This window comes from Cupriavidus mimosae (assembly GCF_023952485.1).
Classification (GTDB): Bacteria; Pseudomonadota; Gammaproteobacteria; order Burkholderiales; family Burkholderiaceae; genus Cupriavidus; species Cupriavidus taiwanensis_C.
In genome coordinates, this window is record NZ_JALHRY010000013.1 from 93,937 (window position 1) to 119,773 (window position 25,837).

At 63.4% G+C, this 25,837-nt stretch carries 20 protein-coding genes; 4 read left to right on the forward strand and 16 right to left on the reverse strand.

Features of this window, described 5'->3' with window-relative positions:
* Positions 1-125: 125 nt before the first annotated feature.
* Positions 126-2,828: an Hsp70 family protein gene (locus MKD50_RS22745; protein ID WP_252668761.1), complete on the reverse strand. Its 2,703-nt coding sequence runs from the start codon at positions 2,826-2,828 to the stop codon at positions 126-128.
* Between the two features lie 527 nt (positions 2,829-3,355).
* Here MKD50_RS22745 and MKD50_RS22750 point away from each other — a divergent pair.
* Positions 3,356-3,571, forward strand: a complete 216-nt coding sequence (locus MKD50_RS22750) for a SymE family type I addiction module toxin (protein ID WP_252668762.1) — start codon at positions 3,356-3,358, stop codon at positions 3,569-3,571.
* 362 nt (positions 3,572-3,933) lie between these two features.
* Here MKD50_RS22750 and MKD50_RS22755 read toward each other — a convergent pair whose 3' ends face one another.
* Both MKD50_RS22755 and MKD50_RS22760 read right to left on the reverse strand, forming a co-directional pair.
* Entirely contained in the window at positions 3,934-4,269 is a 336-nt protein-coding gene (locus tag MKD50_RS22755) for a hypothetical protein (RefSeq protein WP_252668763.1), read from the reverse strand.
* A 159-nt stretch (positions 4,270-4,428) separates the two neighbouring features.
* Positions 4,429-5,982, reverse strand: coding sequence for an SIR2 family protein (locus tag MKD50_RS22760; RefSeq protein WP_252668764.1), 1,554 nt, complete (start codon positions 5,980-5,982; stop codon positions 4,429-4,431).
* 167 nt (positions 5,983-6,149) lie between these two features.
* On the opposite strand from MKD50_RS22760, the gene MKD50_RS22765 reads away from it, so the two are divergent.
* The gene (locus MKD50_RS22765) at positions 6,150-7,310 is read left to right on the forward strand and encodes an IS30 family transposase (protein ID WP_252668765.1); all 1,161 of its coding nucleotides are present in this window, start codon (positions 6,150-6,152) and stop codon (positions 7,308-7,310) included.
* A gap of 84 nt (positions 7,311-7,394) precedes the next feature.
* On the opposite strand, the gene MKD50_RS22770 is transcribed toward MKD50_RS22765, so the two are convergent.
* The 7 genes from MKD50_RS22770 to MKD50_RS22800 all read right to left on the reverse strand — a co-directional run bounded on the left by MKD50_RS22770 (position 7,395) and on the right by MKD50_RS22800 (position 17,877).
* On the reverse strand, positions 7,395-8,582 hold the full coding sequence (locus MKD50_RS22770; RefSeq protein ID WP_252668766.1) for a ribonucleotide-diphosphate reductase subunit beta: 1,188 nt from the start codon (positions 8,580-8,582) through the stop codon (positions 7,395-7,397).
* A gap of 156 nt (positions 8,583-8,738) precedes the next feature.
* Positions 8,739-11,678 carry a ribonucleoside-diphosphate reductase subunit alpha gene (locus tag MKD50_RS22775; RefSeq protein ID WP_252668767.1) on the reverse strand — a complete coding sequence of 980 codons (2,940 nt, stop codon included), beginning with the start codon at positions 11,676-11,678 and terminating at the stop codon, positions 8,739-8,741.
* 490 nt (positions 11,679-12,168) lie between these two features.
* The gene (gene ampD / locus MKD50_RS22780) at positions 12,169-12,789 is read right to left on the reverse strand and encodes a 1,6-anhydro-N-acetylmuramyl-L-alanine amidase AmpD (protein WP_252668769.1); all 621 of its coding nucleotides are present in this window, start codon (positions 12,787-12,789) and stop codon (positions 12,169-12,171) included.
* Positions 12,786-14,423: a sigma-54-dependent transcriptional regulator gene (locus MKD50_RS22785; RefSeq protein ID WP_252668771.1), complete on the reverse strand. Its 1,638-nt coding sequence runs from the start codon at positions 14,421-14,423 to the stop codon at positions 12,786-12,788. The genes ampD and MKD50_RS22785 overlap by 4 nt, the downstream gene beginning before the upstream one ends.
* A gap of 24 nt (positions 14,424-14,447) precedes the next feature.
* Positions 14,448-16,610, reverse strand: coding sequence for a sensor histidine kinase (locus MKD50_RS22790; RefSeq protein ID WP_252668772.1), 2,163 nt, complete (start codon positions 16,608-16,610; stop codon positions 14,448-14,450).
* Positions 16,607-16,924 carry a PP0621 family protein gene (locus MKD50_RS22795; protein ID WP_252668773.1) on the reverse strand — a complete coding sequence of 106 codons (318 nt, stop codon included), beginning with the start codon at positions 16,922-16,924 and terminating at the stop codon, positions 16,607-16,609. The genes MKD50_RS22790 and MKD50_RS22795 overlap by 4 nt, the downstream gene beginning before the upstream one ends.
* Before the next feature lie 5 nt (positions 16,925-16,929).
* Positions 16,930-17,877, reverse strand: a complete 948-nt coding sequence (locus MKD50_RS22800) for a cytochrome C assembly family protein (protein ID WP_115704851.1) — start codon at positions 17,875-17,877, stop codon at positions 16,930-16,932.
* A 142-nt stretch (positions 17,878-18,019) separates the two neighbouring features.
* Here MKD50_RS22800 and ffh point away from each other — a divergent pair, with 142 nt between their 5' ends.
* The gene (gene ffh, locus MKD50_RS22805; RefSeq protein WP_252668774.1) at positions 18,020-19,414 is read left to right on the forward strand and encodes a signal recognition particle protein; all 1,395 of its coding nucleotides are present in this window, start codon (positions 18,020-18,022) and stop codon (positions 19,412-19,414) included.
* 52 nt (positions 19,415-19,466) lie between these two features.
* Positions 19,467-20,009 carry a hypoxanthine-guanine phosphoribosyltransferase gene (locus MKD50_RS22810; RefSeq protein ID WP_115704853.1) on the forward strand — a complete coding sequence of 181 codons (543 nt, stop codon included), beginning with the start codon at positions 19,467-19,469 and terminating at the stop codon, positions 20,007-20,009.
* 98 nt (positions 20,010-20,107) lie between these two features.
* Here the strand turns inward: MKD50_RS22810 and MKD50_RS22815 are convergent, their stop codons facing one another.
* The 6 genes from MKD50_RS22815 to MKD50_RS22840 all read right to left on the reverse strand — a co-directional run bounded on the left by MKD50_RS22815 (position 20,108) and on the right by MKD50_RS22840 (position 25,819).
* Positions 20,108-20,722, reverse strand: a complete 615-nt coding sequence (locus MKD50_RS22815) for a LysE family translocator (RefSeq protein WP_240072657.1) — start codon at positions 20,720-20,722, stop codon at positions 20,108-20,110.
* A 134-nt stretch (positions 20,723-20,856) separates the two neighbouring features.
* A complete protein-coding gene (locus MKD50_RS22820; RefSeq protein ID WP_252668775.1) occupies positions 20,857-21,519 on the reverse strand; it encodes a LysE family translocator in 663 nt (220 codons plus the stop codon).
* An 88-nt stretch (positions 21,520-21,607) separates the two neighbouring features.
* Positions 21,608-22,447: an AraC family transcriptional regulator gene (locus MKD50_RS22825; RefSeq protein ID WP_252668776.1), complete on the reverse strand. Its 840-nt coding sequence runs from the start codon at positions 22,445-22,447 to the stop codon at positions 21,608-21,610.
* On the reverse strand, positions 22,444-23,334 hold the full coding sequence (locus MKD50_RS22830) for a 2OG-Fe(II) oxygenase (RefSeq protein WP_115704857.1): 891 nt from the start codon (positions 23,332-23,334) through the stop codon (positions 22,444-22,446). The genes MKD50_RS22825 and MKD50_RS22830 overlap by 4 nt, the downstream gene beginning before the upstream one ends.
* The gene (locus MKD50_RS22835; protein WP_115704858.1) at positions 23,331-24,092 is read right to left on the reverse strand and encodes a transglycosylase SLT domain-containing protein; all 762 of its coding nucleotides are present in this window, start codon (positions 24,090-24,092) and stop codon (positions 23,331-23,333) included. Before MKD50_RS22835 ends, MKD50_RS22830 begins: the two co-directional genes overlap by 4 nt.
* A gap of 5 nt (positions 24,093-24,097) precedes the next feature.
* A complete protein-coding gene (locus tag MKD50_RS22840) occupies positions 24,098-25,819 on the reverse strand; it encodes a proline--tRNA ligase (RefSeq protein WP_252668777.1) in 1,722 nt (573 codons plus the stop codon).
* Between the last annotated feature and the right edge of the window lie 18 nt (positions 25,820-25,837).

Below are 25,837 nucleotides of genomic sequence, written 5' to 3' on the forward strand. Positions count from 1 at the left end.
ATCACACCTAGGCTGCCTTCATAGATGCCGATGTCGACGGTGCCGCCGCGCAGGGCTGCGAGATGAATCCTGCTTAGACCGGCGCGTAGCATTGGCAGGCAAACGTGTACATCTACGAACGTTAGTTAGCCGTAGTTGAACACTAGGTTACTGAACATAGCGGTAGAGCAATCCTCCTCCAATGCCCCAACGCAAGCCTCGTGAAGGTCCGCCAATTCGTGAGTGGCCGTTAGTTTCATTGATTTCCCGGTCTCGACGAGCTTGTAAGTGGTCTCTTCGATATTCATCGTATCGAGTACCGCAATCGTTGGATCAATCTCACCATTCACTGAATGCCAAAACATTAATGGAGTAAGGGATATTCCAAGTCCAGCCTCGAGGTCGATAATAAAAGCCTCTGAGTCGGAAAAGCTTTCTGGGCCAGAATAACTTATGGCATGAAGAAATTGACTTCCGGTCCCATGTGCAACCTTGAACAAGCCAGTGTATTTCTTGGCAAATCCGGTCCGCGCAACTTTCTCAAAATATCCAAATTTTCGCCCCGACAGGCAGGAAAGAATTTTGTTGCCGAGTAGATTGAGTGCTCGGTGAAGATCAATCTGTCCTGGATCTCTTCCATGTTTAATATGGTTGGCAGCGGCTATCGCCTCATCAATCCATTTTCGATGCGTATCTGACAATAGTTCGCGAAGCGGCGTGGAAAATCTCGCCTGATTGCCGATGGACTTTAAAGACTCACGAAGAAGAGACCAAATTGGACCGGCTGATCCCTTTTGAAGTGTTTTTAGCAATTTCCCTTTCGAGCGGCCCAGCAACGTGCAATGTTCCGAGTACGCGACCGCTGCAGCGAATCCAAGCATTGATTCCAGAGCAGCCACGTATTCGATATTGCGAGGCCCCACGCCAACGGACGATATGTACTTCGCGAGCGGGTGTGCGACACAAAGCGGAAGCTCATCAGCCATATCGTTAAGGTCCATCCACCCCTTTTCGCCGGCACGCTGCGAATATACCTTTACAGCATTTTGTTCGACATAAGAAATCGACGAGTTGCTGCTGCCAAAATCAAAGCCGAAATACGCTTCGCCCAAAGTAGTTCGCCCGCCGACAGTCATGTCAATATAAAAACGCTCCCCCTCAACAGAGATCTCCGGAATACCCTCTCGCCCCTGCCTATATATGAACCTTGGGCAGGCCGTCCCATCCTCCGAAACAGTTAACTCAACCAAGATGGAAGCGTCGAATTTTGTAGCCGCTGGAGTATTTACTCGATGAGCAACGTTATGCAGACTACTAACGTCGTCTACATTGAGTGAAGAACGGAGGAAGTAGTAGTTGAGTTGGCGACGCGGGGGAGCCTGAAGGCGAACCCGCCATTGTAGTGGTGAGTCGATCTTCTCCTTCAATGCGCTTGCGGAGCGCAAGAGTACACCGTCATCTAACTGGTCCGCCATTCCGCCAATAAACTGTGGCTTGTAGCGATATATGGTCGGATGCCCCTCGTCAGCAGCGAGCAGCAAGCAGAGGCGATTATAGGTAACTGATTGAAAATCCCCTGCTCCCTCTGTAAACGTTCTGCGAGCACACTCAATCGCCAAGCCCTTCGATACAATTTCCTGGAAATTCTCCTCCAACGCTAGAAAATTCGCCTCGGGGAGCTTCTCGGAAAATTGCGACTCTAATAATTTTTCCAACCATCGAATATTTGCCGATCCACCCGACAGCAATACGACTGTAACGGGCTTACCTTCGAGTTCAGATTCCGCTCTCGATAAACATGAAAGAACTTCAGACTTTAGTTTCTGATTCCACACTCGGTCGATGAAAATTTCACGCAACCCGACTGCGTCAAGTCGAACGCTTTTCCAGTCTGGCGTTGCAGAAAATGGATTTGTAGGAATCTGCAATTGATGTGATGGCGGGGTAGTGAACTCGGCATCCAATCGCCAATCTCTGATCAGCCCACACAGCGATATTTTCGCTCGCTCGATCTCATTGGTTAGCTTTCTTACGTTACGAATAAAGTTCTTGAAATCGTCCCTTAGGGCCTGGAATCCCCGTCCGTCCTCATCCGTGGAGTGTTCGTATGCAATCCAAGCCTTAGAAAGAAGATTCCTGTCGACTCCTTTTGCAAGATTATCGGAAATGAGCTTCTTTGCGATAGATCGGTTGATGAAGTGACCACCGACCGGAACTGAACCACCGGCCAATGGCCTCGCATGCCTGCCGCTTTGACTTACATCACCCAGTGCAGTAGTTTCTACAATTGATACGTCGAAGGTACCTCCACCGAAATCAATTACCAGTGCGACGTGCTTTCGACTGGCTGTAACTACGGGATGCTTAATGCCATATCGATAAAATTGAAAAACCGCAAATGGCTCTGGCAAAAAATCTACCTCCTTGAAATGCCTTTGCAGGATTGCACGCATACGGTGTCGATAATTTGCAAGCCATGTACTATCACTCTCGAGATTAAGCGGTTCAGCGACGATGACCCTCTCGGCGGGCTTGTGCTCACGCGCCGAAATCCACGCTGAAGCGTGCTTCAAAAGTGCTTCGACAAAATCCTGCGTGATTTCGTTGGCCGAGCGTGGCTTTCCATCCGCACAGTCAAGTAATGGGGGGTTAACTCGCCCCGGAGTTAGCCTCCCAAGATCTAGCTTGAAGTTTTCATTGATTAACGTAGGGTCTACATCGCTATCCAATGCCTCATAACCAATGAGCGGCTTCCCACCACTATATGCCACGACCGAGGGGACGTTCGTCCGAGAGTCCACGTCCACAAGTTGGAGTGCATTAACAAACAGCTCTTTTCGAATGGCCATTATTTTTTGAATTAGTCTTTTTCGTCGTAAATACAATGCGCCCGGTTCGAGCGTTGTCGCGAGGCGTCTTCCATTATGGACACATGCAGTATATCGGAGCCATGTACAATGCGCAGCAGATCCCGAAATTGACAAGCGGAATCCGCAGCATGAGCATCAGCGCGGATGATTCCCCTTGGCTTTACGAGCGAGCTTGGCCAGGCGGCTAAGTAGCTCATGTCGGGCTCTCTCACGCCACAGTGAACAGCATGTGCCGCTGTTGCGGCAACACAATGCAGAACTGTCTCATTGGCGGCATCATCGGCAACGCATAGCCTTGCTGTCGGTGCTGAACACACCTCTCGTAACGGCCTCACCGCACCCGATAGACTGCGGCGTTTTTTCGTCCATAGCTTCCGCTAAGGCCGGGTAGCGCGCATCGATACAAGACCCGAAAGGGGAAACATGCGGGCCGTTTGCGAGCGGTGTTCACGTACCTGGCCGCCCTCTGAACAGGGGCGAATTTAACAATCTTCGCAAGGATTGTCATGACGAAACGAAACTCGCCGGCGCCCATTCGCACTGTCAAGATTGGCCGCACCTACTTTCCCGTCGCCCCCGACCGCAGTAATGGCTTTACCGGCCTGCGAGCCATTCCTTGGATTCGACTGCGTGGTGTTTGGTTGGAAAAGGCAGGATTCAACGTCGGGCAATCGCTGAAGGTCAAAGTGCTACGCAAACGGGTTGTCATCTGGGTGGCGTAGCGGCAAGGCTAGCCGGCTTGCGCGCGCGAACGGCCGTTTGCGACTTAGCAACCATGGCTCCAGTCGAGTATCTAGCTCCCATAGAGGAGGACTACCGTGAGTTCTCCTTACGTCTGCGATCTCTTGCCAAAGTGGACGAGACTATGGGGACGCGAGACTATGGTGACGGATCTATTGCTGATCTAGATCTTGAAATAGATCTGTCCCTTTTCTCAATAACTTCAACCCCATCCCTCCAACGGTGGCCGTGATCTCGAATGTGGAACAATACAGTTCCTTCCGTCATCGTGAGCTTTTCCCCGTATCAAGAGTGTGACGGGACCGCGGGTCAACCGAGATGAATTTACCCATGGATTACGACTTCAATCGGCCATACTTGGATCAACAGCAGATGTGCCTGTATGAGGCAATAGATCCGGACGCCAGGGAACGGTACGGCAGATTCGTGAGAGCCTTTGAACTATCCAATAGTGAGTACCACGTGCGATATGAACGGCTCGGGAAATCAAACAATATGAAGCCGCCACCGGATAGAGGTCGAATTTTTGCTGGCTATCTAGTTGTGAGGAAACTAGGCACTCATGCTCAGTATGAAACATGGATGCCAGATTACGTATTTGATGAGCTCCATCGACCGGCCACAGATAAAGAGACTCCGCCACCAACCTAGGCAATCCGTTGCATGCGGCATCCTTCATGCCACGTGCTCCTGCGACGCTGGCTGCCGTGAGCACCGGTACGTATCCCTTCGGCCCGATACCCATCCATGGCCGGTCTCGGACGAATGCCCGCCGCGAAGCGGCGATTGTCTCTGACCGACCCATAGCGTTTGGTCGGATAAGTCACTTGAGCCTGAATCAGGTCCATCCCCACCGCAGCCGGTCGTACAGAGCGCCGAGCTTCCTGAAGTAGGTTGCATAGTTAGACACCTTCGGATCTACCTTGTCTTCGTTCTTAATAAGAAACTCTCTCAACAGCGCCAAATCGATCTGCTCCTTTGGCAAGAAAGGGATCAAAGTCGCAGCGTTCTCAGGAGTTGATCCTTCGATTATTTCCTTCATCGTTTCATTGCGGCGCTTGTCGAAGGCTGGCGCATAGACCTTGACCCGAAACTTTGAAGCATCGATACAGACCCATTTATTGAGGTTTAAACCACTTTCTGCATAGGCAGAAAAAGTGGAAATTCCGATTTCACTAAGATACTTGAAGACCGGCAAATATGGGCTATAACGACCAACACGCGGAACCACCGATTCTACGATTTTTTTTGCATCGAATTTTCTATTTTCGTGCAGTAAGTCTTCAATCAAATCCTTTACTTCAATCGCCTCATAACCCACTGCACCGACGTTCTCCGAAGTTGCGGATGCGACTCCAACGCCGACCAGAAATTCAACATCTTCTTTGTTTTCTATCTCATCAATGTCGACGACGCTTAGCTTCTTCTCAGGCTCTAACGATTTCACTAGTTCGTAGAGCTGCTCCTTGCAGTAACGCAGCACCCGAGCTGGAATCTTTCGGCGTGTAGCAGCGAGTGCCCTGTAAACCTCTGCGAAATTGTTAGTCTTGGCCAGCACAAGAGGAATCTGGACTCCGTCGATCGTGAGGTAGGTGTCGGAGATCCCTGGGTCCTCGTCAGCCTTTGGTCGCTGCACGAAGATCAAGTTCTTCCTCAACTGCTCAATCTGCTCCTGTCCGACACATAGCGAAATGGCACGTAATAGATTAGAGATGTTCCGGTCTGATAATGAGTACCCAAGGAATACCACCGGATGTTCAACGAACACTGTAATCAGCTTCGCAGCGAGATACGGATTGCGTTCGCCAAACGTGACGTAGTCGTCAGAGGTGAGAACCAGCGACGAGGGGGCCGAAGCACAGCCGTGTATCTTGTAGATTTCGCCGATCTCCTGGGGATTGGAGAAGAGCAACTCGTTCTGCCCAATATATGTCTTGTAATCTGGGAACAAATGCTCCAAGAACAGGTCCCAGTTCGTCGTAATGATGCCGTCTACATTCAGACTCGAGAGAAGTTCGATCTCTTCGCCGAACCCTGCCTTTGTTGCTGCAACTGGATCAAGAGTTGCCAGGTAGTGAGAAATCTCAATGCGTAGGGCGGACGTTGCGTTCTGAATCATTGATTTGTGCACCTCTACGCTCGAGGCGTACTCTTTCGCGGTCCACCAATGTTCGTTGAAATCGACAGCGAGCAACTTGGCCGCAGTGGGAATGTCCCCGTCCGCAGCGCCACGGTAGTACTCAAATGGCTTTAACCCCACGCAGAAGCGTGACAGAAGCCCCTCCCAATCTTCCAGGCCGAGATAACGCCGCGAAAAGCCGGAGCCGATAAATAGAAATGCGCCTGAGCTTCGCGTTCGGAGAATTTCGGTGAGTCGTTCCTCAATAGTCATAGGATAGTCTCGCGGTTGCTTGGCACGATGATAGCAGCGCGCTCTCTGAAGCTCGTATGCTCACGTTTTGGCAACAAGTTTATCGGGCTGACTGTCGGCTCTTGGCTGCGGATTCAACCGGTCGATGCAACACACTGAAGACTGCGTAAGCAGCGGGAGTGTTGCAAATGAAACAAAGACGGCGGATCTACTATACGGAAAGCCAGAAGGCGTTGATGTGGGAACGGTGGCGCAAAGGTGAAACGCTCCATCAGATCGCACAATTGTTCGATCGGGGTCACTCTTCGATTCAGAGGATCCTGGCGGAGACCGGTGGTATCCAGCCCGTACAGCGCCACCGCTCCCGATTGGCGTTGACGCTTGCCGAACGAGAGGAGATTTCGCGCGCGGTAGTCGCCGGCCACTCCATCCGATCCATAGCAGCCCGGCTAGGGCGGGCGCCATCTACCATCAGCCGCGAGGTCCGGCGCAATGGTGGCAGTCAGGTTTATCGGGCGAATCAGGCGGACCAGCTCGCCTGGGAGCGCGCCCGTCGTCCAAAGACATGTAAGCTCGTCAGGAACCGGGTACTTGCACAGGTTGTGGCAAGCAAGCTTCAGTTGCAATGGTCGCCTGAGCAAGTTGCAGGCTGGCTCAAGCACGCATACGCGGTCAACAAGGACTACCAGGTGTCACACGAGACGATCTATCGTAGCCTCTACATACAGGCCCGCGGTGCGCTGAAGAAGGAACTGCTGGAACACCTGAGGCGCTCTCGGATCATGCGTCACTCCCGCCACTACTCGGCGAAGACTGACGAGCGTGGAAGAATCACCGGTGCCGTTTCGATAAGCGAGCGCCCTGCGACCGTTGAGGATCGCGCGATACCAGGCCACTGGGAAGGCGACCTGCTCTTCGGCAATGCTGACAGCCAGATCGTCACCTTGGTCGAGCGTCAGACGAGGTTTGTGATGCTGGTGAAGGTCGCCAGAAAAGACAGCGAGACAGTCGTCAATGCACTCATCAAGCATGTGCGCAAACTGCCCCAGGAACTCTACAAATCGCTGACGTGGGATCGCGGAAAAGAGATGGCCGATCATAAGCGCTTTACCGTGGCCACGGATATCCAGGTCTACTTCTGTGACCCTCAGAACCCCTGGCAACGCGGCTCCAACGAGAACACGAATGGTCTCTTAAGACAATACTTCCCAAAGGGAACCGATCTCTCGACCTATTCGCAAGCCAAGCTCAATGCCGTAGCGAGGCGGCTCAATGAACGTCCGCGCAAGACTCTAAACTTCGATACCCCGGCTGAACGATTCCATCAAACCGTTGCATCGACCGGTTGAATCCGCAGCCGATTGCAGCCACTTCTTATTTTTAGCCATAAAAAATGGGAGCCATTAGCTCCCATTTTTCATCAATAAAAACCCTCAATCCCAGCTCAGTGCTCCACCCGTCTGATACTCAATGACGCGCGTCTCGAAGAAGTTTCTCTCCTTCTTCAGATCGATCATCTCGCTCATCCACGGGAACGGATTTTCCTCATTCGGGAACAGCTGATCCAACCCAATCTGCTGGCACCGACGATTGCAGATGAACCGCAGATACGACTTGAACATCGGCGCATTCAGACCAAGAACGCCCCGCGGCATCGTATCCTCAGCATAGCGATACTCCAGATCCACCGCCTTCTTGAACAGCTCCGTGATATCGGCCTTGAATTCAGCCGTCCACAGATGCGGATTCTCCAGCTTGATCTGATTAATCAAATCAATCCCAAAATTGCAGTGCAGCGACTCATCCCGCAGGATGTACTGATACTGCTCCGCAGCCCCAGTCATCTTGTTCTGCCGCCCCATCGCCAGGATCTGCGTGAAGCCCACATAGAAGAACAGCCCTTCCATGATGCAGGCGAACACGATCAGCGACTTCAGCAGCTTCTGGTCGTTTTCCGGCGTGCCGGTCTTGAACGACGGGTCGGTCAGCGTGTCGATGAACGGGATCAGGAACTCGTCCTTGTCGCGGATCGACTGCACTTCGTGGTACGCGTTGAAGATCTCGGCTTCGTTCAGGCCCAGCGATTCAACGATGTACTGGTAGGCGTGCGTGTGGATGGCCTCTTCAAAGGCCTGGCGCAGCAGGTACTGGCGGCATTCCGGCGCGGTGATCTGGCGGTAGGTGCCCAGCACGATGTTGTTGGCGGCCAGCGAGTCGGCGGTGACGAAGAAGCCCAGGTTGCGCTTGATGATGCGGCGCTCGTCTTCGGTCAGGCCGTTGGGGTCTTTCCACAGGGCGATGTCGCGGGACATGTTGATTTCCTGCGGCATCCAGTGGTTGGCGCAGCCGGCCAGGTACTTTTCCCACGCCCACTTGTACTTGAACGGGACGAGTTGGTTGACGTCGGTCGAGCCGTTGATCACGCGCTTGTCGGCTGCGTTGACGCGGCGGTTGCTTTGCGCGGCGGCGGCGTTGGGGTTGTTGCCCAGGATGCCGGCTTGCGTGGCGCTCGGCGGCAGCACGCCTTGCTGGTCAGCGGTGGCAGCCGATGCAGCGGGTTGCAGGGCAGGCTGCGGTGCGGCCTGCGGGGTGGCTTGAACGTCGTCGTCCCAGCTCAGCATGGTTTGGTTCTCCGTGATTCGGTTGGGGGGCGCATGTGGTTTCGTCAGGTTTGACGCTTCACTTCGTTGGGGCGCCGGCCCTCTCCCCCGCCCCTCTCCCGCAAGCGGGAGAGGGGAGCAAACCGGGGGTGGTTTTTACTCTTTAGGCTTTTTGCCTTATTGGCAGGCTTCGCACTCTTCGAAGCCGGGGTCGCCCGGGCGCATCGTGCAGACCGCGCCTTCGGCTTCCGGCATGGCCGGGGCCGAGGCGGCCGCTGCGTCCAGGGCGGAGCCGCTGTCGCTGCCCGACGACACCGCGTTCAGCGAGCCGCGCGACACGGTGGACTTCTCCACGTGCGTGGCAGCCATCGTGCGCAGGTAGTACGTGGTCTTCAGGCCGCGCACCCATGCCAGCTTGTAGGTGTCGTCCAGCTTCTTGCCCGACGCGCCGGCCATGTAGATGTTCAGCGACTGGGCCTGGTCGATCCACTTCTGGCGGCGGCTGGCGGCTTCCACCAGCCAGGTCGGCTCGACTTCGAACGCGGTGGCGTAGATGTCGCGCAGGTCTTGCGGGATGCGGTCGATGCGCGACAGGGAGCCGTCGAAGTACTTCAGGTCGGCAACCATCACTTCGTCCCACAGGCCGCGTTCCTTCAGGTCGCGCACCAGGTAGTCGTTGACCACGGTGAACTCGCCCGACAGGTTGGACTTGACGTACAGGTTCTGGAAGGTCGGCTCGATGCAAGCGGACACGCCGATGATGTTCGAAATGGTCGCGGTCGGGGCGATCGCGATGCAGTTCGAATTGCGCATGCCGTGCTGCTTGATGCGGGCGCGCAGGCTGTCCCAGTCCATGGTGCTGGACAGGTCCACTTCCAGGTAGCCGCCGCGCTCTTCGGCCAGCAGCTTGAGCGAGTCTTGCGGCAGGATGCCACGGTCCCACAGCGAGCCTTCGTAGGTGCTGTAGCGGCCGCGTTCTTCAGCCAGCTCGGTCGAAGCCTGGTAGGCGTAGTAGCACACCGCTTCCATCGAGGTGTCGGCGAACTGCACCGCGGCCTTGCTGGCGTACGGCGTGCGCAGCACGTGCAGGCAGTCCTGGAAGCCCATGATGCCCATGCCGACCGGACGGTGGCGCAGGTTGGAGTTGCGCGCCTTGTCGACCGCGTAGTAGTTGATGTCGATCACGTTGTCGAGCATGCGCATGGCGGTGCGCACGGTCTTCTGCAGCTTGGCGTGATCCAGCGCGTAGGTACCGTCGGCCTGCTTGGCCAGATGGGCGACCAGGTTGACCGAGCCCAGGTTGCAGACGGCGATCTCGCTGTCGTTGGTGTTGAGCGTGATTTCCGTGCACAGGTTGGAACTGTGGACGACGCCCACGTGCTGCTGCGGGCTGCGGATGTTGCACGGATCCTTGAAGGTGATCCACGGGTGGCCGGTCTCGAACAGCATGCCCAGCATCTTGCGCCACAGTTGCAGCGCCGGCAGCTTCTTGAACAGCTTCAGTTCGCCGCTGGCGGCCTTGGCTTCATAGCCCAGGTAGGCCTTCTCGAATTCCTTGCCGACCTTGTCGTGCAGGTCCGGGCAGGTGGCGGGCGAGAACAGTGTCCACTCGCCGCCTTCCATCACGCGCTTCATGAACAGGTCCGGGATCCAGTTGGCCGTGTTCATGTCGTGGGTGCGGCGGCGGTCGTCGCCGGTGTTCTTGCGCAGTTCCAGGAACTCTTCGATGTCCAGGTGCCACGTTTCCAGGTAGGCGCAGACGGCGCCCTTGCGCTTGCCGCCCTGGTTCACGGCGACGGCGGTGTCGTTCACCACCTTCAGGAACGGGACCACGCCTTGCGATTTGCCGTTGGTGCCCTTGATGTGCGAGCCCAGCGCGCGCACGTTGGTCCAGTCATTGCCCAGGCCGCCGGCGAACTTGGACAGCAGCGCGTTTTCCTTCAGCGCTTCATAGATGCCTTCCAGGTCGTCCGACACGGTGGTCAGGTAGCACGACGACAGCTGCGAGCGGCGGGTGCCGGAGTTGAACAGGGTCGGCGTGGACGACATGAAGTCGAACGACGACAGCAGCTGGTAGAACTCGATGGCGCGCGCTTCGCGGTCCTTCTCGTTCAGCGCCAGGCCCATGGCCACGCGCATGAAGAAGGCCTGCGGCATTTCGATGCGGGTTTCATCGATATGCAGGAAGTAGCGGTCGTACAGGGTCTGCAGGCCCAGGTAGTTGAACTGGAAGTCGCGGCCGGCGTCCAGCGCGGCGCCCAGGCGGGCCAGGTCGAAGGTGGCCAGCTTTTCGTCCAGCAGCTCGGCTTCGATGCCGCGCGCGATGAACTTAGGGAAGTACTCGGCGTAGCGGGCCGACATCTCCGACTGGGTCACTTCGGTGCCCAGGATTTCCTTGCGGATGGTGTGCAGCAGGATGCGGGCGGTGACCTGGCTGTAGTCCGGGTCCTTTTCGATCAGGGTACGCGCGGCCAGGATGGCGGAGTCGTACACCTGCGTCATCGGCACGCCTTCGTACAGGTTCTTCAGGGTTTCCTTCAGGATCGGCTCGGCGCTGACGGCATCGCCCAGGCCGGAGCAGGCGTTGTCGATCAGGGCGTGCAGCGCGACCACGTCCAGCGGCTTGGTCACGCCGGCGTCGGTCACGTTGATGCTGATGCCGGCTTGCTGGACGCGGGCCACGGCCTCGGCGCTGGCACTGGCGCGCTCTGCCTTGCGCTTTTCGCGGTACAGCACGTAGGCGCGGGCCACTTCATGCTCGCCCGAGCGCATCAGCGACAGTTCGACCTGGTCCTGCACGTCTTCGATATGGATGGCGCCACCGCTCGGGCGGCTGCGCACCAGCGCGCGCACCACGTTGTCGGTCAGTTGCTCGACGATCTCGCGCACGCGCGCGCTCGCGGCGCCCTGCCCGCCGTTGACGGCGAGGAAGGCCTTAGTCATGGCAACGGCGATCTTGGACGGCTCGAACGCCACCACGGCACCGTTGCGACGAATGATCTTGTGATCCGGGTAATTCGTGGTCGCGGCGCTGGGGGTCTGCTGCGTGGTCGAAGCCTGGCTGGCAACGCCGGCGGCGGCGCCACCCGTGGTGATTTCGTTCTGGGCCGTTTGCATGAGAACTCCTGTTTTTACCCTGGCAATAAGAGACAAAAGAGTCCCTGGCGAAATGCGGCGAAAAAGAACGTCCCTCCCGGCTGCATAGCGGGTGCGACAGACTGCCTTTACGTGAACATTTCGCCAGGGACTCTTGATGCCGGCCTTGCGGGGAGGTTTGCAGTCGATGCAGAACTTCGCGGCTGCTGCCTCGCTCCTGGGGCCGGCTCCCCGGTTTGACTACTAGATATAGTGTGTGACGCGGAAAACTGGGCTAAGTATAGTGAAACGAATCCGAATGACCAGTCTTGACAACCGCTATTTCGGGAACGCCGGCGGCTGTGCGGCAGCGCCACATGCCCGCAAGCCTAGTACTCGCAAGGGTTTCGGCGAGACCGTTCGCAACTGCACATTTCGCAAAAATTTTTTTGATTGTTGCTAGGTTGCGATAGCCCCACACGGACGTGGGGCATGTGCGCCGGGATGGGGCGCACAAGTGCGGGGAATGACGTCAGGAATCCGTCACATGCGCTGCTGCGCCCGGGCACTGGTAGGGCAGCATGCCCGCCGCCACGCCGGCCTGCCTGGCAAACCGCGGCCAGTCGAAATGCGGGCCGGGATCGGTCTTGCGGCCCGGCGCGATGTCGCTGTGGCCGGCAATCGCGCGGATCGGATAGGCCGCCATCAGCGCGGGGACCAGCGCGGCCACGGTGTCGTACTGGGCTGTGGTGAACGGCAGGTCGTCGCAGCCCTCGATCTCGATGCCTATCGAAAAATCGTTGCAGCGCGCGCGGCCGAAGAAGTCTGACTGCCCGGCATGCCAGGCGCGCTGCGTGCACGGCACGAACTGCACCAGTTCGCCCGTGCGCGTCACCAGGAAGTGCGCCGACACCTGGACCTGGTGGATGGTGGCAAAGAACGGGTGCTTGCCGGGATCGAGCCGGTTCTGGAAGAAGGCCTCGATGTCGCCGCTGCCGAACTGGCCGGGCGGCAGGCTGATGTTGTGCAGCACCACCAGGTCCACCGGCATGCCGTCCGGGCGCGCGTCGAAATTGGGCGACGGCACGCGCCGGGCGGCGGGCACCCAGCCGTCGGCATCGGGCACATAGGACGAAGACGCGGGCGCGGTCATGGCGTGCCCTCGCCTTCCACGGCGCCACGGTCGGCGGCGTCCATGGCTTCGCGGATGCCGAGCTGCTGGATGCGGTAGCGCAGCTGGCGCAGGTTCAGGCCCAGCAGCGGCGCGGCCGCGGTGCGGTTGAAGTTGGTCTGGGCCAGCGCCTGCAGGATCAGTTCGCGCTCGACGGCTTCCAGCCTGGCGGGCAGGTCGATCGGGAAGACGATGCCGCGGCAGGCGCGCTCGGCGGGGTCGCCGGCAGGCTCGGGTTCAGGCGCGGCGGCAGCGGCCGCCGGTGGCGGCTCGGCCGGAACCGGCGCAGGCGTGGCGGCGGCCGGCGCGGCGCCGCCCGCTGCCGTGCCCCATGGCGCATAAGGGTATGGCGCCACCGGCTGCGGCACCATCGCCGGCGCCGGCGCCGGCGCCGGCATCAGCCCGGCGCGCCCGGCGCCCGCGTCCAGCGGCCCCAGGTCGGCCAGTTCGATGTCGTCGCTCTCGGCAAACGCGTAGGCGCGCTCGAGCAGGTTTTCCAGCTCGCGCACATTGCCCGGGAACGGATAGGCCGCCAGCCGCTGCAGCGCCGCCGGCGACAGCCGCTTGGGATGCGCATCGCCGTAGCGCACCGCCAGGTGGTCCAGGATGGCGCGCGCCAGCACCGGGATGTCTTCGCCGCGCTCGCGCAGCGTGGGCATGCGCAGCGCCAGCACGTTCAGCCGGTAATACAGGTCTTGCCGGAACTGCCCCGCCGCCACCATCGCGGCCAGGTCCTTGTGGCTGGCGCACATCACGCGCACGTCGACGGCGTCTTCGCGGCTGGCGCCGATCTTGCGCACGCGGCGCTCCTGCAGCGCGCGCAGCAGCTTGACCTGCATCGGCAGCGGCAGGTCGGCCACTTCGTCGAGCAGCAGCGTGCCGCCGTTGGCGGCCTGGAAGAAGCCGCCGCGCTCGGCATCGGCGCCGGTGAACGCCCCTTTGACGTAGCCGAAGAACTCGGACTCCATCAGGTTTTCGGGGATGGCGCCGCAGTTGACGGCGACGAACGGATGCGCGGCGCGCGCGCTGGTGGCGTGGATGGCGCGCGCGGCGCGCTCCTTGCCGCTGCCGGATTCGCCGCTGATCACCACCGGCGCCATGCTGCGCGCCAGCCGCGACAGCGAGCGGCGCACCTCCTGCATCGCCGCGGAATGGCCGGGCAGCAGCGCCGCGGCGCGGTCGGCGGCCTGCTCGGCCGCCGCCGCGGCGTCGGCATCGGCGTTGTCGCGCGGCTGGCGGCCCAGTGCATTCAGCACTAGGCTGCGCAGCTGCTCCAGTGACACCGGCTTGGCGATGTAGTCGAAGGCGCCGGCCTTGAGCGCCTCCACGGCGTTGTCGGCGCTGCCGTATGCGGTGATGACCGCCACCGGGATCCGTTCCGGCGCGGCCGACAGCTGGCGCACGATCTCGATGCCCAGCCCGTCGCCCAGGCGCATGTCGGTCAGCACCAGGCTGTAGGGGCCCTGCGCAAGCTTTTCGCGCGCCTCGGCCAGCGAGCCGGCCAGCACCACGTCATGGCCCATGCGACGGATGGAGATGTCCAGCAGCTCGCGCAGGTCGGCCTCGTCGTCGATGACCAGGATGGGATCGGGCGCGCGGGACATTCGGGGTGGCATGGGTGATGGCGGAATGGAGACGGGTCAGACGGCGGCCGCCGCGGCAGCCTCTGCGCTCTCGATGCGCAAGGTCAGCACGAAGGCCTTGCCCGGCAGTGTATCGCGCGCGCTGGAGGCCAGCATGCCGGTGCGCTCGATCAGCGCCGGCAGCGAGATGGTGCCGTAGCGCACCTGCGCGTCATTGGCGCCGCACAGCTCGCGCGCCATGAACAGGCCCAGCCCGGTGCCCTGGGCGTTGCTGGTGAAGAACGGCTCGAACAGGCTGCGCTGGTGTTCGCGCGCCACCTCGGCGCCGTCGTTCCAGACGATCAGCTCGGCATGGTGCTGGTCCAGCGCGTGCGCCAGCAGCCGGATCGAGCCGGGCAGCCGGCTGCAGTAACGCCAGGCGTTGTCGAGCAGGTTGCCCAGCACCTGCTGCAGCTGCGAGGCATCGAACACCACCGGCTGGGCCACGTCGACGGTCAGGCGGATGGCATTGGCGTTGACGTCGGCGCGGCCCGCCGGGCGGGTCTCGCCGGCGCGCGGGCGGCGCTGGCGCATTTCGGCGCGCCAGCGCTCGACGATCTCCGGCAGCGCCTGCGCCAGGTGTACGGTGCTGCGGCCGGTGCGCGGGCGGCGCGACATCTGCAGCACGTCGGACACCACCTGGTCCAGCCGGCGCACGTTGTCGTGGATGATGCGCAGCAGGCGGGCGTCGATATCGACATCGGCGGCGCCCGGCTCCTGCGCGGCCAGGTCCTGCGCGACCGGATGGTGCCGGCCGGAATCGCCCAGCAGCTCGCTGGCCTGGCTGATCGCCGCCAGCGGGTTGCGGATCTGGTGCGCGATGCTGGCCACCAGCCGCCCCATGGCGGCCAGCTTTTCCTGCTGCACTTGCTCGGCGATGCGTTCCCAGCTTTCGATATGGACCAGCACGGTGTCGCGCATCTCGCTGCGCAGCAGCGCCTCATCCTCCTGCGACCACGCCATGGCCTCGTTCTGGGCGATGGCCAGGCGCAGGCGCGCGGCGGCTTCGGGCGACAGCTCGTTCCACGCGGCGGTATCGAGCGCGGCCGGCACGGTGCGGCCATGCGCCATGGTCGAACGCAGCCCGGCCAGGCCCGGCAGCACGAAGCGCAGCCGCAGCCGGGTATGCTGCATGGTGCCGTCGGCCAGCGCGGCGCCGGAGGCCATCGGCAGCAGTTGCAGGATGCGCGGCACGTCGTCCTTGCTGCGCAGCCAGTCGCGCAGCATTTCCATCAGCGGCTGCAGGCGCGGGATGCGGCGCAGGTCGAACAGCACGGTATCGCCGCCGCCCGGACCGGCTCCGCCAGCGGGCGCGCCACCCAGCTTGCGCGAGTAGATGCGCTCGTGCGGCTGCACGCCCAGCAGCACCACCGCGGCGGGATTGGCGGCCACCACCGCGCCGTTGGCACGCACCAGCATCACGCCGTCCTGCATGTCGTTGACCATCAGCCGGTTGACCAGCTGCTGCAGGCGCAGCTCCTGCTCGCGCGCCAGCGCCAGGCGCTCCTGCGCCAGCTGCCGGTTGGCCAGCATGTACATCAGCAGCGCGGCGATCATGAACACCAGGCCGAACAGGCCCGAGCCCAGCAGCCCGGCATCGGCCTGGCGCAGCAGGATGGTGTGCATGAAGGGCCCGCTCATCACCACCAGCGCGGAAATCGCCGCGGCAAACAGCGCGAACAGCAGGCTTGTCAGCGCGCCGGCTTCCAGCGCCGGCAGCAGGAAGATCATGGCCAGGCCCTCGGCGTGTCCGCCCCGGCCCAGTACGCTGAAGACCAGCGCCAGCAGCGCCAGGTCGGCCAGCACCTGCACCCGCACGCGCAGGTGGAAATGCCGGCGCCACAGCGTGCCCGCCAGCATCGCCAGGGCAATGCCAAGGTAAGGGACGGCAACGGCCATGGCCGCCGCATGCTCGATCCCGCCGATGGCCTCCAGGCCGAAAGGCAAGGCGGGGATGGCGGCAGTGAAGGGGGAAGCGGCCGTGCCGGCAACGCCGGCGGGCGGCTCGCCGCGCCGCATCAGCGCAAAGCCGACCAGCAGCAGACCCACGGCGACGCGGGTCCAGCAGAAATAGCGCAGCAGGCGCCAGTGGAAGTCAGGCGGCTCGGGCTGGCCCCACAGCTGCGCCAGGCCGCGCCAGGCGTTCAGCCGCTGCCAGGCCGACGGCGCCGGCTGGGTCATGGGCGCGGGCCGCTGCTGCCGCTGCCGCTCTCGCTGCCGTCGCTATATTCGTTGCGGCTTTCGTCGGGCAGGTGGCTGCGCCGGCAGTAGTGCAGGCCGCGCCAGGCAATGGCGTCGCCCTGTGGCAAGTGTACGCCGCACTGGGCGCACTGGACCATGCGCTCGGCGGCGGCGTCGGGCGTGCCGGCGGCGGCGTGGTCGCTGGCCTCGCGTGCCTGGCGGGCGCGATGCTCGGCCAGCCGGGCCTCGGCGCGGGCGCGCAGCCACCAGAAGACGCCCAGCACCACGGCCAGCAGGATCAGGATACGTGCCATGGAAATCAGAACCGGTGCAGGACGACTTCAATCACGAAACGGCTGCCGACGTAGGCCAGCAGCAGGATGCCGAACGAGGCGATAACCCAGCGCAGCGCCACCTTGCCGCGCCAGCCGCGGAAGATGCGCCCGGCCAGGATGCCGCCGAACATGGCCCACGAGATTAGCGCGAACACCGTCTTGTGGTCCAGCCGGAAGGCGCGCCCGAACAGCTCTTCGGAAAACAGCAGGCCCGAGCCGATGGTCAGCGTCAGCAGCACGAAGCCGGCGCCGATCAGCCGGAACAGCAGCTTCTCCAGCGTCAGCAGCGGCGGCAGCAGGTCCAGCCAGCGCCCCAGCCACTGGCCGGGCTGCGGCGCCGACGGCCGCGCCGGCGCGTGGCGGAAGCCGTGCAGGCGGCGCTCGGCCAGCAGCATCAGGAAGGCGTGGAAGGCGGCCAGCGTGAACAGCCCGTAGGCCACGTTGGCGATGATGAAATGCAGCTTGAACAGCGGCCGCGCCGCGTAGCCCAGGATCTGCGAGCCGGGAAAGGCCAGCGGCATCAGGCTGGCCACCAGCGCCACCGGGATCACGATCAGTCCCAGCCCCGCCAGCGAGAAGAAGAAGCTCTCGATCCAGTAGATGCCCACGCCCAGCCACAGCATGGCCGACAGCGCGAAGGCGAAGCCGAACATCATGCGCTCGGCCGGGAAGATGGTTTCATGCAGCAGCATGCCGTGGCTGGCCAGCGCGGCCAGCATCAGCACGTGCCACCACGCGGGGCGTCCTTCGCCGTGGGCGCCGCCGGCCGGGGGGATGGGGCCGCCGCCCGCCACCAGCACGGCCGCGGCCGAGTTGCCCGCCGGGCCGGTGGCGCCGGCAGCAGCGGCCACGCGCGGATGGCGCGTGGCCCAGCCGTGCCAGGCCAGGCCGCAATAGAGAAGTGCCGTCAGGGCATACAGTACAATGACCATTTATGCAGTTTACCTTAGTGCCCACGGACGGTGGCGGCCCGCTTGAACCGGTGTGACCGGTGTTCCAGGCCTGCCCCGTGTGCCGGACTGCGTCCGATTTTCAGCCCTGAGCCCTGCTCCGACTTCTCCCCCGATTCCTGCCATGCTGGACAATCTCACTCAACGCCTGGCGCGTGTGGTCAAGACCATGCGCGGCGAGGCGCGCCTGACCGAGGCCAACACCGCCGAGATGCTGCGCGAAGTGCGCCTTGCCATGCTCGAAGCCGACGTGGCACTGCCGGTCGTGCGCGAATTCGTGGCCCGCGTGAAGGAAAAGGCCATGGGCGAAGAGGTGGTCAGCAGCCTGACCCCGGGCCAGGCCCTGGTCGGCGTGGTCCAGCGCGAGCTGACTGCGGTGATCGGCGGCGCCGAGGCCGCCAGCGGCAACAATAAAGAGTCCGAGCTGAACCTGGCGGTGCAGCCGCCCGCCATCATCCTGATGGCCGGCCTGCAGGGCGCGGGCAAGACCACCACCGCCGGCAAGCTGGCCAAGTGGCTCAAGGAAAACAAAAAGAAGAAGGTGCTGACGGTCTCGTGCGACGTCTACCGCCCCGCCGCCATCGCCCAGCTCAAGACCGTGTCCGAGCAGGTCGGCGCCGAGTTCTTCCCGTCGCAGCCCGACCAGAAGCCGGTCGACATCGCCCGCGCGGCGGTGGACTGGGCGCGCAAGCATTACCACGACGTGCTGATCGTCGATACGGCCGGCCGGTTGGGTATCGACGAGGCGATGATGCAGGAAATCGCCGCGCTGCACGCCGAACTGAAGCCGGCCGAAACCCTGTTCGTGGTCGATGCCATGCTGGGCCAGGACGCGGTCAACACCGCCAAGGCCTTCAACGACACCCTGCCGCTGACCGGCGTGGTGCTGACCAAGCTGGACGGCGATGCGCGCGGCGGCGCGGCACTGTCGGTGCGCCATATCACCGGCCGCCCAATCAAGTTCGTCGGCGTCGGCGAAAAGCTCGATGGCCTGGAGCCCTTCTACTCGGACCGCATGGCCCAGCGCATCCTGGGCATGGGCGACATCCTCGCGCTGGTCGAGGAAGCCCAGCGCGGCGTGGACATGGAAGCGGCCGAGAAACTGGCCAAGAAGATCAAGAAGACCGGCGACTTCGACCTGGAAGACTTCAAGGCCCAGATCGGCCAGATGAAGAAGATGGGCGGCCTGGGCAGCCTGGTCGACAAGCTGCCGGCGCAATTCGCCCAGCAGGCGCAGGGCGCCAACATGGACCAGGCCGAGAAGCAGGTGGCGCGCATGGAAGGCATCATCAACAGCATGACGCCGGCCGAGCGCGCCAAGCCGGACCTGATCAAGGCCAGCCGCAAGCGCCGCATTGCCGCAGGCGCCGGCGTGCCGGTGCAGGAGGTCAACCGCCTGCTCAACCAGTTCGACCAGATGCAGTCCATGATGAAGAAGCTCAAGGGCGGCGGCATGATGAAGATGATGCGCCAGATGGGCGCGATGAAGGGCGGCATGAAGGGGCTCTTCAACCGCTGAAGCCCGCCGCGCAGGCTGAACTGCCTCCCCGCAAAAGAACAGGAAAGACATCATGATGAGCGCCGAACAGGCCCGCGAGCTGTGGGCCAATTCCGAAGAAATCGTCTCCGCCGAAGAAGTCCAGGCTTCGCTGGACCGCATGGCCGCGGACATCACCGCCAGGATGGGCAATGACTTCCCGCTGGTGCTGTCGGTGATGGGCGGCGCGGTGGTCTTCACCGGCATGCTGCTGCCCAAGCTGGCGTTCCCGCTGGAGTTCGACTACATCCACCTCTCGCGCTACAACAACAAGACCGTCGGCGGCGAGATGCAATGGCGCGTGGCCCCGCGCGAATCGGTCAAGGACCGCGTGGTGCTGGTGCTGGACGACATCCTCGACGAAGGCGAGACCATGGCCGCCATCCGCCAGCGCATCATGGACATGGGCGCCCGGGAATTCCACGCCGCGGTGCTGTGCGAGAAGACGCTGAGCAAAGCCAAGCCCATGCATCCGGATTTCTGCGGCTTTGCCGTGCCGGACCGCTATGTGTTCGGGTGCGGGATGGATGCCAAGGGGTACTGGCGGAACCTGGATTCGATCCGGGCGCTGGTTTGATCTAGAGGGCGTGAGCGCGAGGGTTTCTCCCCTCTCCCGCAAGCGGGAGAGGGAGCACCCCGGTGGCGGTTGATAGGCCGTCAGTTTGCCTGGAGCCCTCAGGCCCCCAGAATCGGCCACAGCGACGCCAGCAGCAGCACCGCCATCCCGATATTGAACGCCCGCAGCACCTTCGGCCGCGCCAGCCAGCGCCGCAGTGCCGAGCCGCACAACGCCCACATCGCCACGCTGGGCAGGTTCACCACCCCGAAGATCCCCGACAGCAGCAGCACGTTGAGCCACAGGTTGCCGTGCAGCACATAGGTGCTGCACGCGCCGACCGCCATCACCCACGCCTTGGGATTGACCCACTGGAACGCCGCGGCGGCCCAGAAGCCCATCGGCCGCGCCACCTGCTGGTCCTGCACGCCGCCAGCCGTGGCCAGCTTCCAGGCCAGCCAGACCAGGTAGACCGTCGCCACCACGCGCAGCACTTGCCAGGTCCACGGGAACGCGTGGAACAGCGAGCCCAGCCCCAGCCCTACCAGCCCCACCATCAGCGCGAAGCCGATGCTGACACCGAGCAGATGCGGCACCGTGCGCGCGAAGCCGAAGTTCACGCCGGAGGCGAGTAGCATGGTGTTGTTGGGGCCGGGGGTGATCGACGACACCAGGGCAAAGCCGGCAAAGGCGGCAAAGACACCGGTGCCGGCGGCGAGTTGGGACACTTCCATGACTGACTCCAGGGGCGTTCATCTGCTTTCAGGAAATCAGTCTACGGTCACTTAGCAGTACAGTACCGGTACACTTTGAGGGAAATACGCCGATACAGGGCCGCCCCAATTGCACCGCTTCGCAGGCAACTTGCTCACCGCAGCGCATGCCAGGCGACGCCCAGCGCCAGCAGCCACAGCACGGCTCCGGTCGCGCGCTCGACCCAGCGCACCGAACGCCCGAAGCGCGCTGCGATCGCCGGATGCCCGATGCCATAGGCCACCAGCAGGTCCCAGCCGAGAACGACCGCGAACATCCAGACCCCATAGGCCAGTTGCACCGCCGGCGGCGTGCGGCTGGCAGCCAGCACCGAGAACAAACTGGCGTAGAACAGCCCGTTCTTCGGGTTCAGCACGGCGGACAGGAAGCCGCTGGCAAGCTGGGCCAGCCAGGCCGCGGGCGCGGGCCTGGCGGCAGCATCGGCCGCCGGCATCGACAGTTCGCCGCAGGCGTTCAGCAGGCGCCAGCCCAGCCACGCCAGGTAGGCACAGCCGGCCCACTGCAACGCCGCGAACAGTTGCGGCGAGTCCCGCATCGCGGCGACGCCGGCCAGCGCCAGGCCGATAAAGACGCCATTGCCCAGCGCAATGCCCAGGCACACGGCGCCGGCGCGCCGCGGCCCGTGCAGCAGGGCGCTGCGCACCACCAGGAAAAAATCCGGCCCCGGGCTGAGCAGCGCCAGCGCATGCGCGCCGGCCACCATGGCGAATTGCTGCCACGGCAATGCCCCGCGGGCGAGATCGAAAGCCATGTCCATGCCGACCCTCCGTGAAGAGTCCGCAGTGTGGTGCGCACGGTGGTGGCCGGTCTTGAAGAAAGTTGCGGTGTCGCGCCAGGCCGGCGCCTCAGGCGGCGCGCTGGTACGCACGCGGTGTCATGGCCACGCGCTGCTTGAAAGCGCGCTGGAAATGGCTCTGGTCGGCAAAGCCCAGCGCCAGCGCGACCTCGGCCAGCGCCGCGCCCTGCCGCAGCAGGCGGCGCCCGTGCTGGATGCGCAGGTCGAGCTGATAGGCGTGCGGCGTCATGCCGGTTTGGGCGCGGAAGGCGCGCACCAGGTGGTAGCGGCTCAGGCCGCAGGCGCGCGCCAGCTCGGCCAGCGGCAGCCGCTCGGCATGGCGCTCGCGCAGCAGCTCGCACAATTGCGCCACGCGGGCGGAGACGGCGGCCGGTACCGGCAGTGTCCGGGTGCTTGCGCCGTTATCGATGGCGGCATGCAGGTCGCCGATGAAGGCCACCAGCGCGGCCTCTTTCTCGACGCTGTCGGCGGGCGAGAACAGCGCGCGGTTCAACCCGCAGACCAGCTCGTAGACCGCCGGCGACGTCATCACGCGTGCCGGCAGCCAGGCCCGCGCCGCGCTGTCCTCGTCCAGCACGGCCGCGACCCAGGCCGGGTCGAAATGCAGCATCTGGTAGCTCCAGCACCCGTCCGGCACCGGATTGCAGGCATGGACCTCGTGCGCCGGGATCACCACCACCGCGCCTGGCCCGAGCACGGCGCTGCCATCGCCGCAGGCAAAGCGGCTGGTGCCGCCGTCGACGGCGCCGACCGACAGGGTGGGATGGCTATGCGGCAGGTAGCTGGCGCTGCTGTGGCTGGCGCGCCGGCTTTCGGCAAAGGGCAGCGCGGGATCGGCCCACCAGCGGCTGGCGGCCGGGGCAGCCGGTGCTGCCGCTGGGTTGCTCACGCCGCGCTGCGGTACGGCCGTTCGCGCAGCCATTTGGTGGCGATCCACTTTTCGCCGGCGGCCACCGGCAGGCCGGCGTGCAAGGTGCGGTCGTCGAGCGTGCCGTCGGGCAGCAGGTAGCTGAAGTAGACCGCGTTGCCCTTGACCGGCGCCACCTCCAGGCCCACGCGCGGGAACGCGGTGGCGCCGCCCGCCTCGGGCGTGTTCAGGTAGATCACCAGCGTGGCGATGCGCTGCCCGCCGACGGACAGCTGCCGCGCTTCGCCGGGACGCTGCGGGTTGAAGTAGTCGAAGTGCGGCTGGTATTCGCCGCCCGGCTTGTAGTTGAGGATCTGCAGCCCTTCGCCGTGCTCGGCCGGCACCCCGGTGAGCGCGGCGATGCGGGCCTCGATGCGCGCGATCAGGGCGTGCTCGGCGACCTGGAACATCGCGCCCATGCTGGTGCGGGCATCGATCAGGTTCTCGTCGCCGGTGTCGGGATTGACCACCGGCGAGCGCGCCAGCCGGCCGCGCGACAGCGCCACCAGCGCATCGCACTCGTCGTCGCTCAGCAGTTGCTGGAACAGCTGCACCTGGGGCGACGCCAGCCGGAACAGCACCGGCACGCGGCGGTCGCCGCCATCGGCGGCATAGACCGCAGGCGTGCCGGCCGCCGCGGGTTCAGCTTGCGCGGGCCGTGCCGGCGCCGCGCCGCCGTTGTCCTGGGCAAACGCCGCAGCCACCGACCGGCGCGCGAAGGCGTCGTCGTAGCCCGAACGCAGCATCGACAGCACCAGCGCATCGGCGGCAAAGCCCTGGGCGATATGGCGGGCCAGCCATTGTTCGAGTTCGGGCGAGGATTCGGTGTAGCCGGCCTTGCCGCCGGCTGCGGATGCTTCGCGGATCATGACGGATTGGCTGCGACGCGCTGCGACGAGAACGGGTTGCGGGCAGGCGGCTCGGCCACCGGCGCGCGCTGGCGCGACGGCGCGATCTCGGCATCGCCGGCCACAGTGACGGTGGCTTCGGAATACTGCCAACGCTTCCACGCCGCCAGCACCGCGTTGGGATATTCCGGGCGGCCGCGGCTGCCGTTGTAGCGGCCGAGTGCCAGGTACAGGTCGCCCTGCTCGCGGTCCAGGTAATAGCGCAGGATGGTGCAGCCGTAGCGCAGGTTGCTCTGCAGGTGGAACAGCTTGCGCGCGTCGCTGTCGCCGATGGTGCGCACCCAGAACGGCATCACCTGCATCAGCCCGCGCGCGCCGGCCGAACTGATCGCGTACTTGCGGAAGTTGCTTTCGACCTGGATCAGGCCCAGCACCAGCGCGGGCTCCAGGCCGGCGCGCTTGGCTTCGTAGTAGGCCACCTCGATCAGCTCGACCCGCACCTGCGGCTCGGGAATGCGCGCGGCCAGCCGCGCCGACATCTCGCCCAGCCACTTCAGGTAGGCCAGGCGCTCGCCGCCGGACGCGAACACCGGCCGCAGCGGCCGGTCATCGGCAATGGCCGCGGCCAGCGCGCCGCGCACGGAGTCGGCCAGGTCTTCTTCCTTCTGCGCGCCGGCATGCGCCGCCGTGGCCGCCACCGCCAGCAGGGCTACCAGCAGCGCGCCCGCCAGGCGGCGGGCGGCGGCAGTTGCGGCGCTCAGGCCGCGGACGGCGCGCATGGGGCTTAGTTCGCCAGCAGGCTGCGCACGTGGCCGACCACTTCGGCCACGCCGACGGCGGTGGCCTGCGCGTCGCGCCGGCCCTGGTATTCGACCTTGCCTTCCTTCAGGCCGCGGTCGCCCACCACCACGCGGTGCGGCACGCCGATCAGTTCCCAGTCGGCGAACATCACGCCCGGGCGCTCGCCGCGGTCGTCGAGGATCACGTCCACGCCGGCGGCAAGCAGCTCGGCATGGATGCGGTCGGCCTCGGCCTTGACGGCCTCGGAGCGGTCGTAGCCCACCGGGCAGATCACCACCGCGAACGGGGCGATCGCGGCCGGCCAGATGATGCCGCGCTCGTCGAAGTTCTGCTCGATCGCCGCGCCCAGGATACGCGTGACGCCGATGCCGTAGCAGCCCATCTGCATCGGCTGGGTCTTGCCGTTCTCGTCGAGGAAGGTGGCGTTCATCGATTCGGAGTAGCGCGTGCCCAGCATGAACACATGGCCCACCTCGATGCCGCGGCAGATCTCCAGCGTGCCCTGGCCGTCCGGCGAGGCGTCGCCCGCCACCACGTTGCGCAGGTCGGCCACGATCGGCTCGGGCAGGTCGCGGCCCCAGTTGACACCGGTGTAGTGGTAGTCGCGGTAATTGGCGCCGCAGACGAAGTCGCTCATGTTGGCGACGGTGCGGTCGGCCACCACCTTGACCGGCTTCTTCATGTCGATCGGGCCCAGGTAGCCGGGGGGCGAGCCGAAGGCCTCGACGATCTCGTTCTCGGTGGCGAAGCGGAACTCGGCCAGCCCCGGCACCTTGGAGGCCTTGACCTCGTTCAGCTCGTGGTCGGCGCGGATCAGCAGCAGCCAGATCTGGACGCCGGCGTCGCCGTCGGTGGCCAGCACGATCGACTTGACGTTAGTCTCGAGCGGGAGGTTCAGGAATTCGGCGACCTGCTCGCACTTGACCTTCTCCGGGGTGAAGGTCTTGACCAGGTCCTGCGTGGGTGCGGCGCGCCCGGCCAGCAGCGGCAGCGCCTCGGCGGCCTCCATGTTGGCGGCGTAGGCCGAGGTCGGGCAGTAGACGATGGCGTCTTCGCCGGTTTCAGCGATCACGTGGAACTCGTGCGAGCCCGAGCCGCCGATGGCGCCGTTGTCGGCGGCCACGGCACGGAATTCCAGCCCGAAGCGGCGGAAGATGCGCACGTAGGCGTCGTACATGTTCTCGTACGACTTGCGCAGGCCGTCGGTGTCGCGGTCGAAGGAATAGGCGTCCTTCATGGTGAACTCGCGCCCGCGCATGATGCCGAAGCGCGGCCGGCGCTCGTCGCGGAACTTGGTCTGGATCTGGTAGAAATTGACCGGCAGCTGCTTGTAGCTGCGGATTTCCGAGCGGGCGATATCGGTCACTACCTCTTCGGAGGTGGGCTGCACCGCGAAATCGCGCTCATGGCGGTCCTTCAGGCGCAGCAGCTCGGGGCCCATCTTGTCCCAGCGGCCGGTTTCCTGCCACAGCTCGGCCGGCTGGATCACCGGCATCGACAGTTCCACCGCGCCGGCCCGGTTCATTTCCTCGCGCACGATGTTTTCCACCTTGCGGATCACGCGCAGCCCGATCGGCATGTAGTTGTAGATGCCGGCACCCAGCTTCTTGATCATGCCGGCGCGCATCATCAGCTTGTGCGAAACGATTTCCGCGTCGGCGGGCGCTTCCTTGAGGGTGGAAATGAAGAATTGCGAGGCTTTCATCCGTAATTTCTCTCTGGG

Excerpts from the sequence above, each read along its gene's own strand:
- MKD50_RS22815 (WP_240072657.1), bottom strand. The coding sequence starts at position 20,722 with ATGGAAGTGTCCCAACTCGCCGCCGGCACCGGTGTCTTTGCCGCCTTT.
- MKD50_RS22800 (WP_115704851.1), bottom strand. The coding sequence starts at position 17,877 with ATGGTCATTGTACTGTATGCCCTGACGGCACTTCTCTATTGCGGCCTG.
- MKD50_RS22770 (WP_252668766.1), bottom strand. The coding sequence starts at position 8,582 with ATGCTGAGCTGGGACGACGACGTTCAAGCCACCCCGCAGGCCGCACCG.
- MKD50_RS22765 (WP_252668765.1), top strand. The coding sequence starts at position 6,150 with ATGAAACAAAGACGGCGGATCTACTATACGGAAAGCCAGAAGGCGTTG.
- MKD50_RS22760 (WP_252668764.1), bottom strand. The coding sequence starts at position 5,982 with ATGACTATTGAGGAACGACTCACCGAAATTCTCCGAACGCGAAGCTCA.
- MKD50_RS22785 (WP_252668771.1), bottom strand. The coding sequence starts at position 14,423 with ATGCCACCCCGAATGTCCCGCGCGCCCGATCCCATCCTGGTCATCGAC.
- MKD50_RS22750 (WP_252668762.1), top strand. The coding sequence starts at position 3,356 with ATGACGAAACGAAACTCGCCGGCGCCCATTCGCACTGTCAAGATTGGC.
- MKD50_RS22755 (WP_252668763.1), bottom strand. The coding sequence starts at position 4,269 with ATGAAGGATGCCGCATGCAACGGATTGCCTAGGTTGGTGGCGGAGTCT.
- MKD50_RS22795 (WP_252668773.1), bottom strand. The coding sequence starts at position 16,924 with ATGGCACGTATCCTGATCCTGCTGGCCGTGGTGCTGGGCGTCTTCTGG.
- MKD50_RS22835 (WP_115704858.1), bottom strand. The coding sequence starts at position 24,092 with ATGCGCGCCGTCCGCGGCCTGAGCGCCGCAACTGCCGCCGCCCGCCGC.
- MKD50_RS22830 (WP_115704857.1), bottom strand. The coding sequence starts at position 23,334 with ATGATCCGCGAAGCATCCGCAGCCGGCGGCAAGGCCGGCTACACCGAA.
- MKD50_RS22775 (WP_252668767.1), bottom strand. The coding sequence starts at position 11,678 with ATGCAAACGGCCCAGAACGAAATCACCACGGGTGGCGCCGCCGCCGGC.
- ampD (WP_252668769.1), bottom strand. The coding sequence starts at position 12,789 with ATGACCGCGCCCGCGTCTTCGTCCTATGTGCCCGATGCCGACGGCTGG.
- ffh (WP_252668774.1), top strand. The coding sequence starts at position 18,020 with ATGCTGGACAATCTCACTCAACGCCTGGCGCGTGTGGTCAAGACCATG.
- MKD50_RS22840 (WP_252668777.1), bottom strand. The coding sequence starts at position 25,819 with ATGAAAGCCTCGCAATTCTTCATTTCCACCCTCAAGGAAGCGCCCGCC.
- MKD50_RS22745 (WP_252668761.1), bottom strand. The coding sequence starts at position 2,828 with ATGGCCATTCGAAAAGAGCTGTTTGTTAATGCACTCCAACTTGTGGAC.
- MKD50_RS22820 (WP_252668775.1), bottom strand. The coding sequence starts at position 21,519 with ATGGACATGGCTTTCGATCTCGCCCGCGGGGCATTGCCGTGGCAGCAA.
- MKD50_RS22810 (WP_115704853.1), top strand. The coding sequence starts at position 19,467 with ATGATGAGCGCCGAACAGGCCCGCGAGCTGTGGGCCAATTCCGAAGAA.
- MKD50_RS22790 (WP_252668772.1), bottom strand. The coding sequence starts at position 16,610 with ATGACCCAGCCGGCGCCGTCGGCCTGGCAGCGGCTGAACGCCTGGCGC.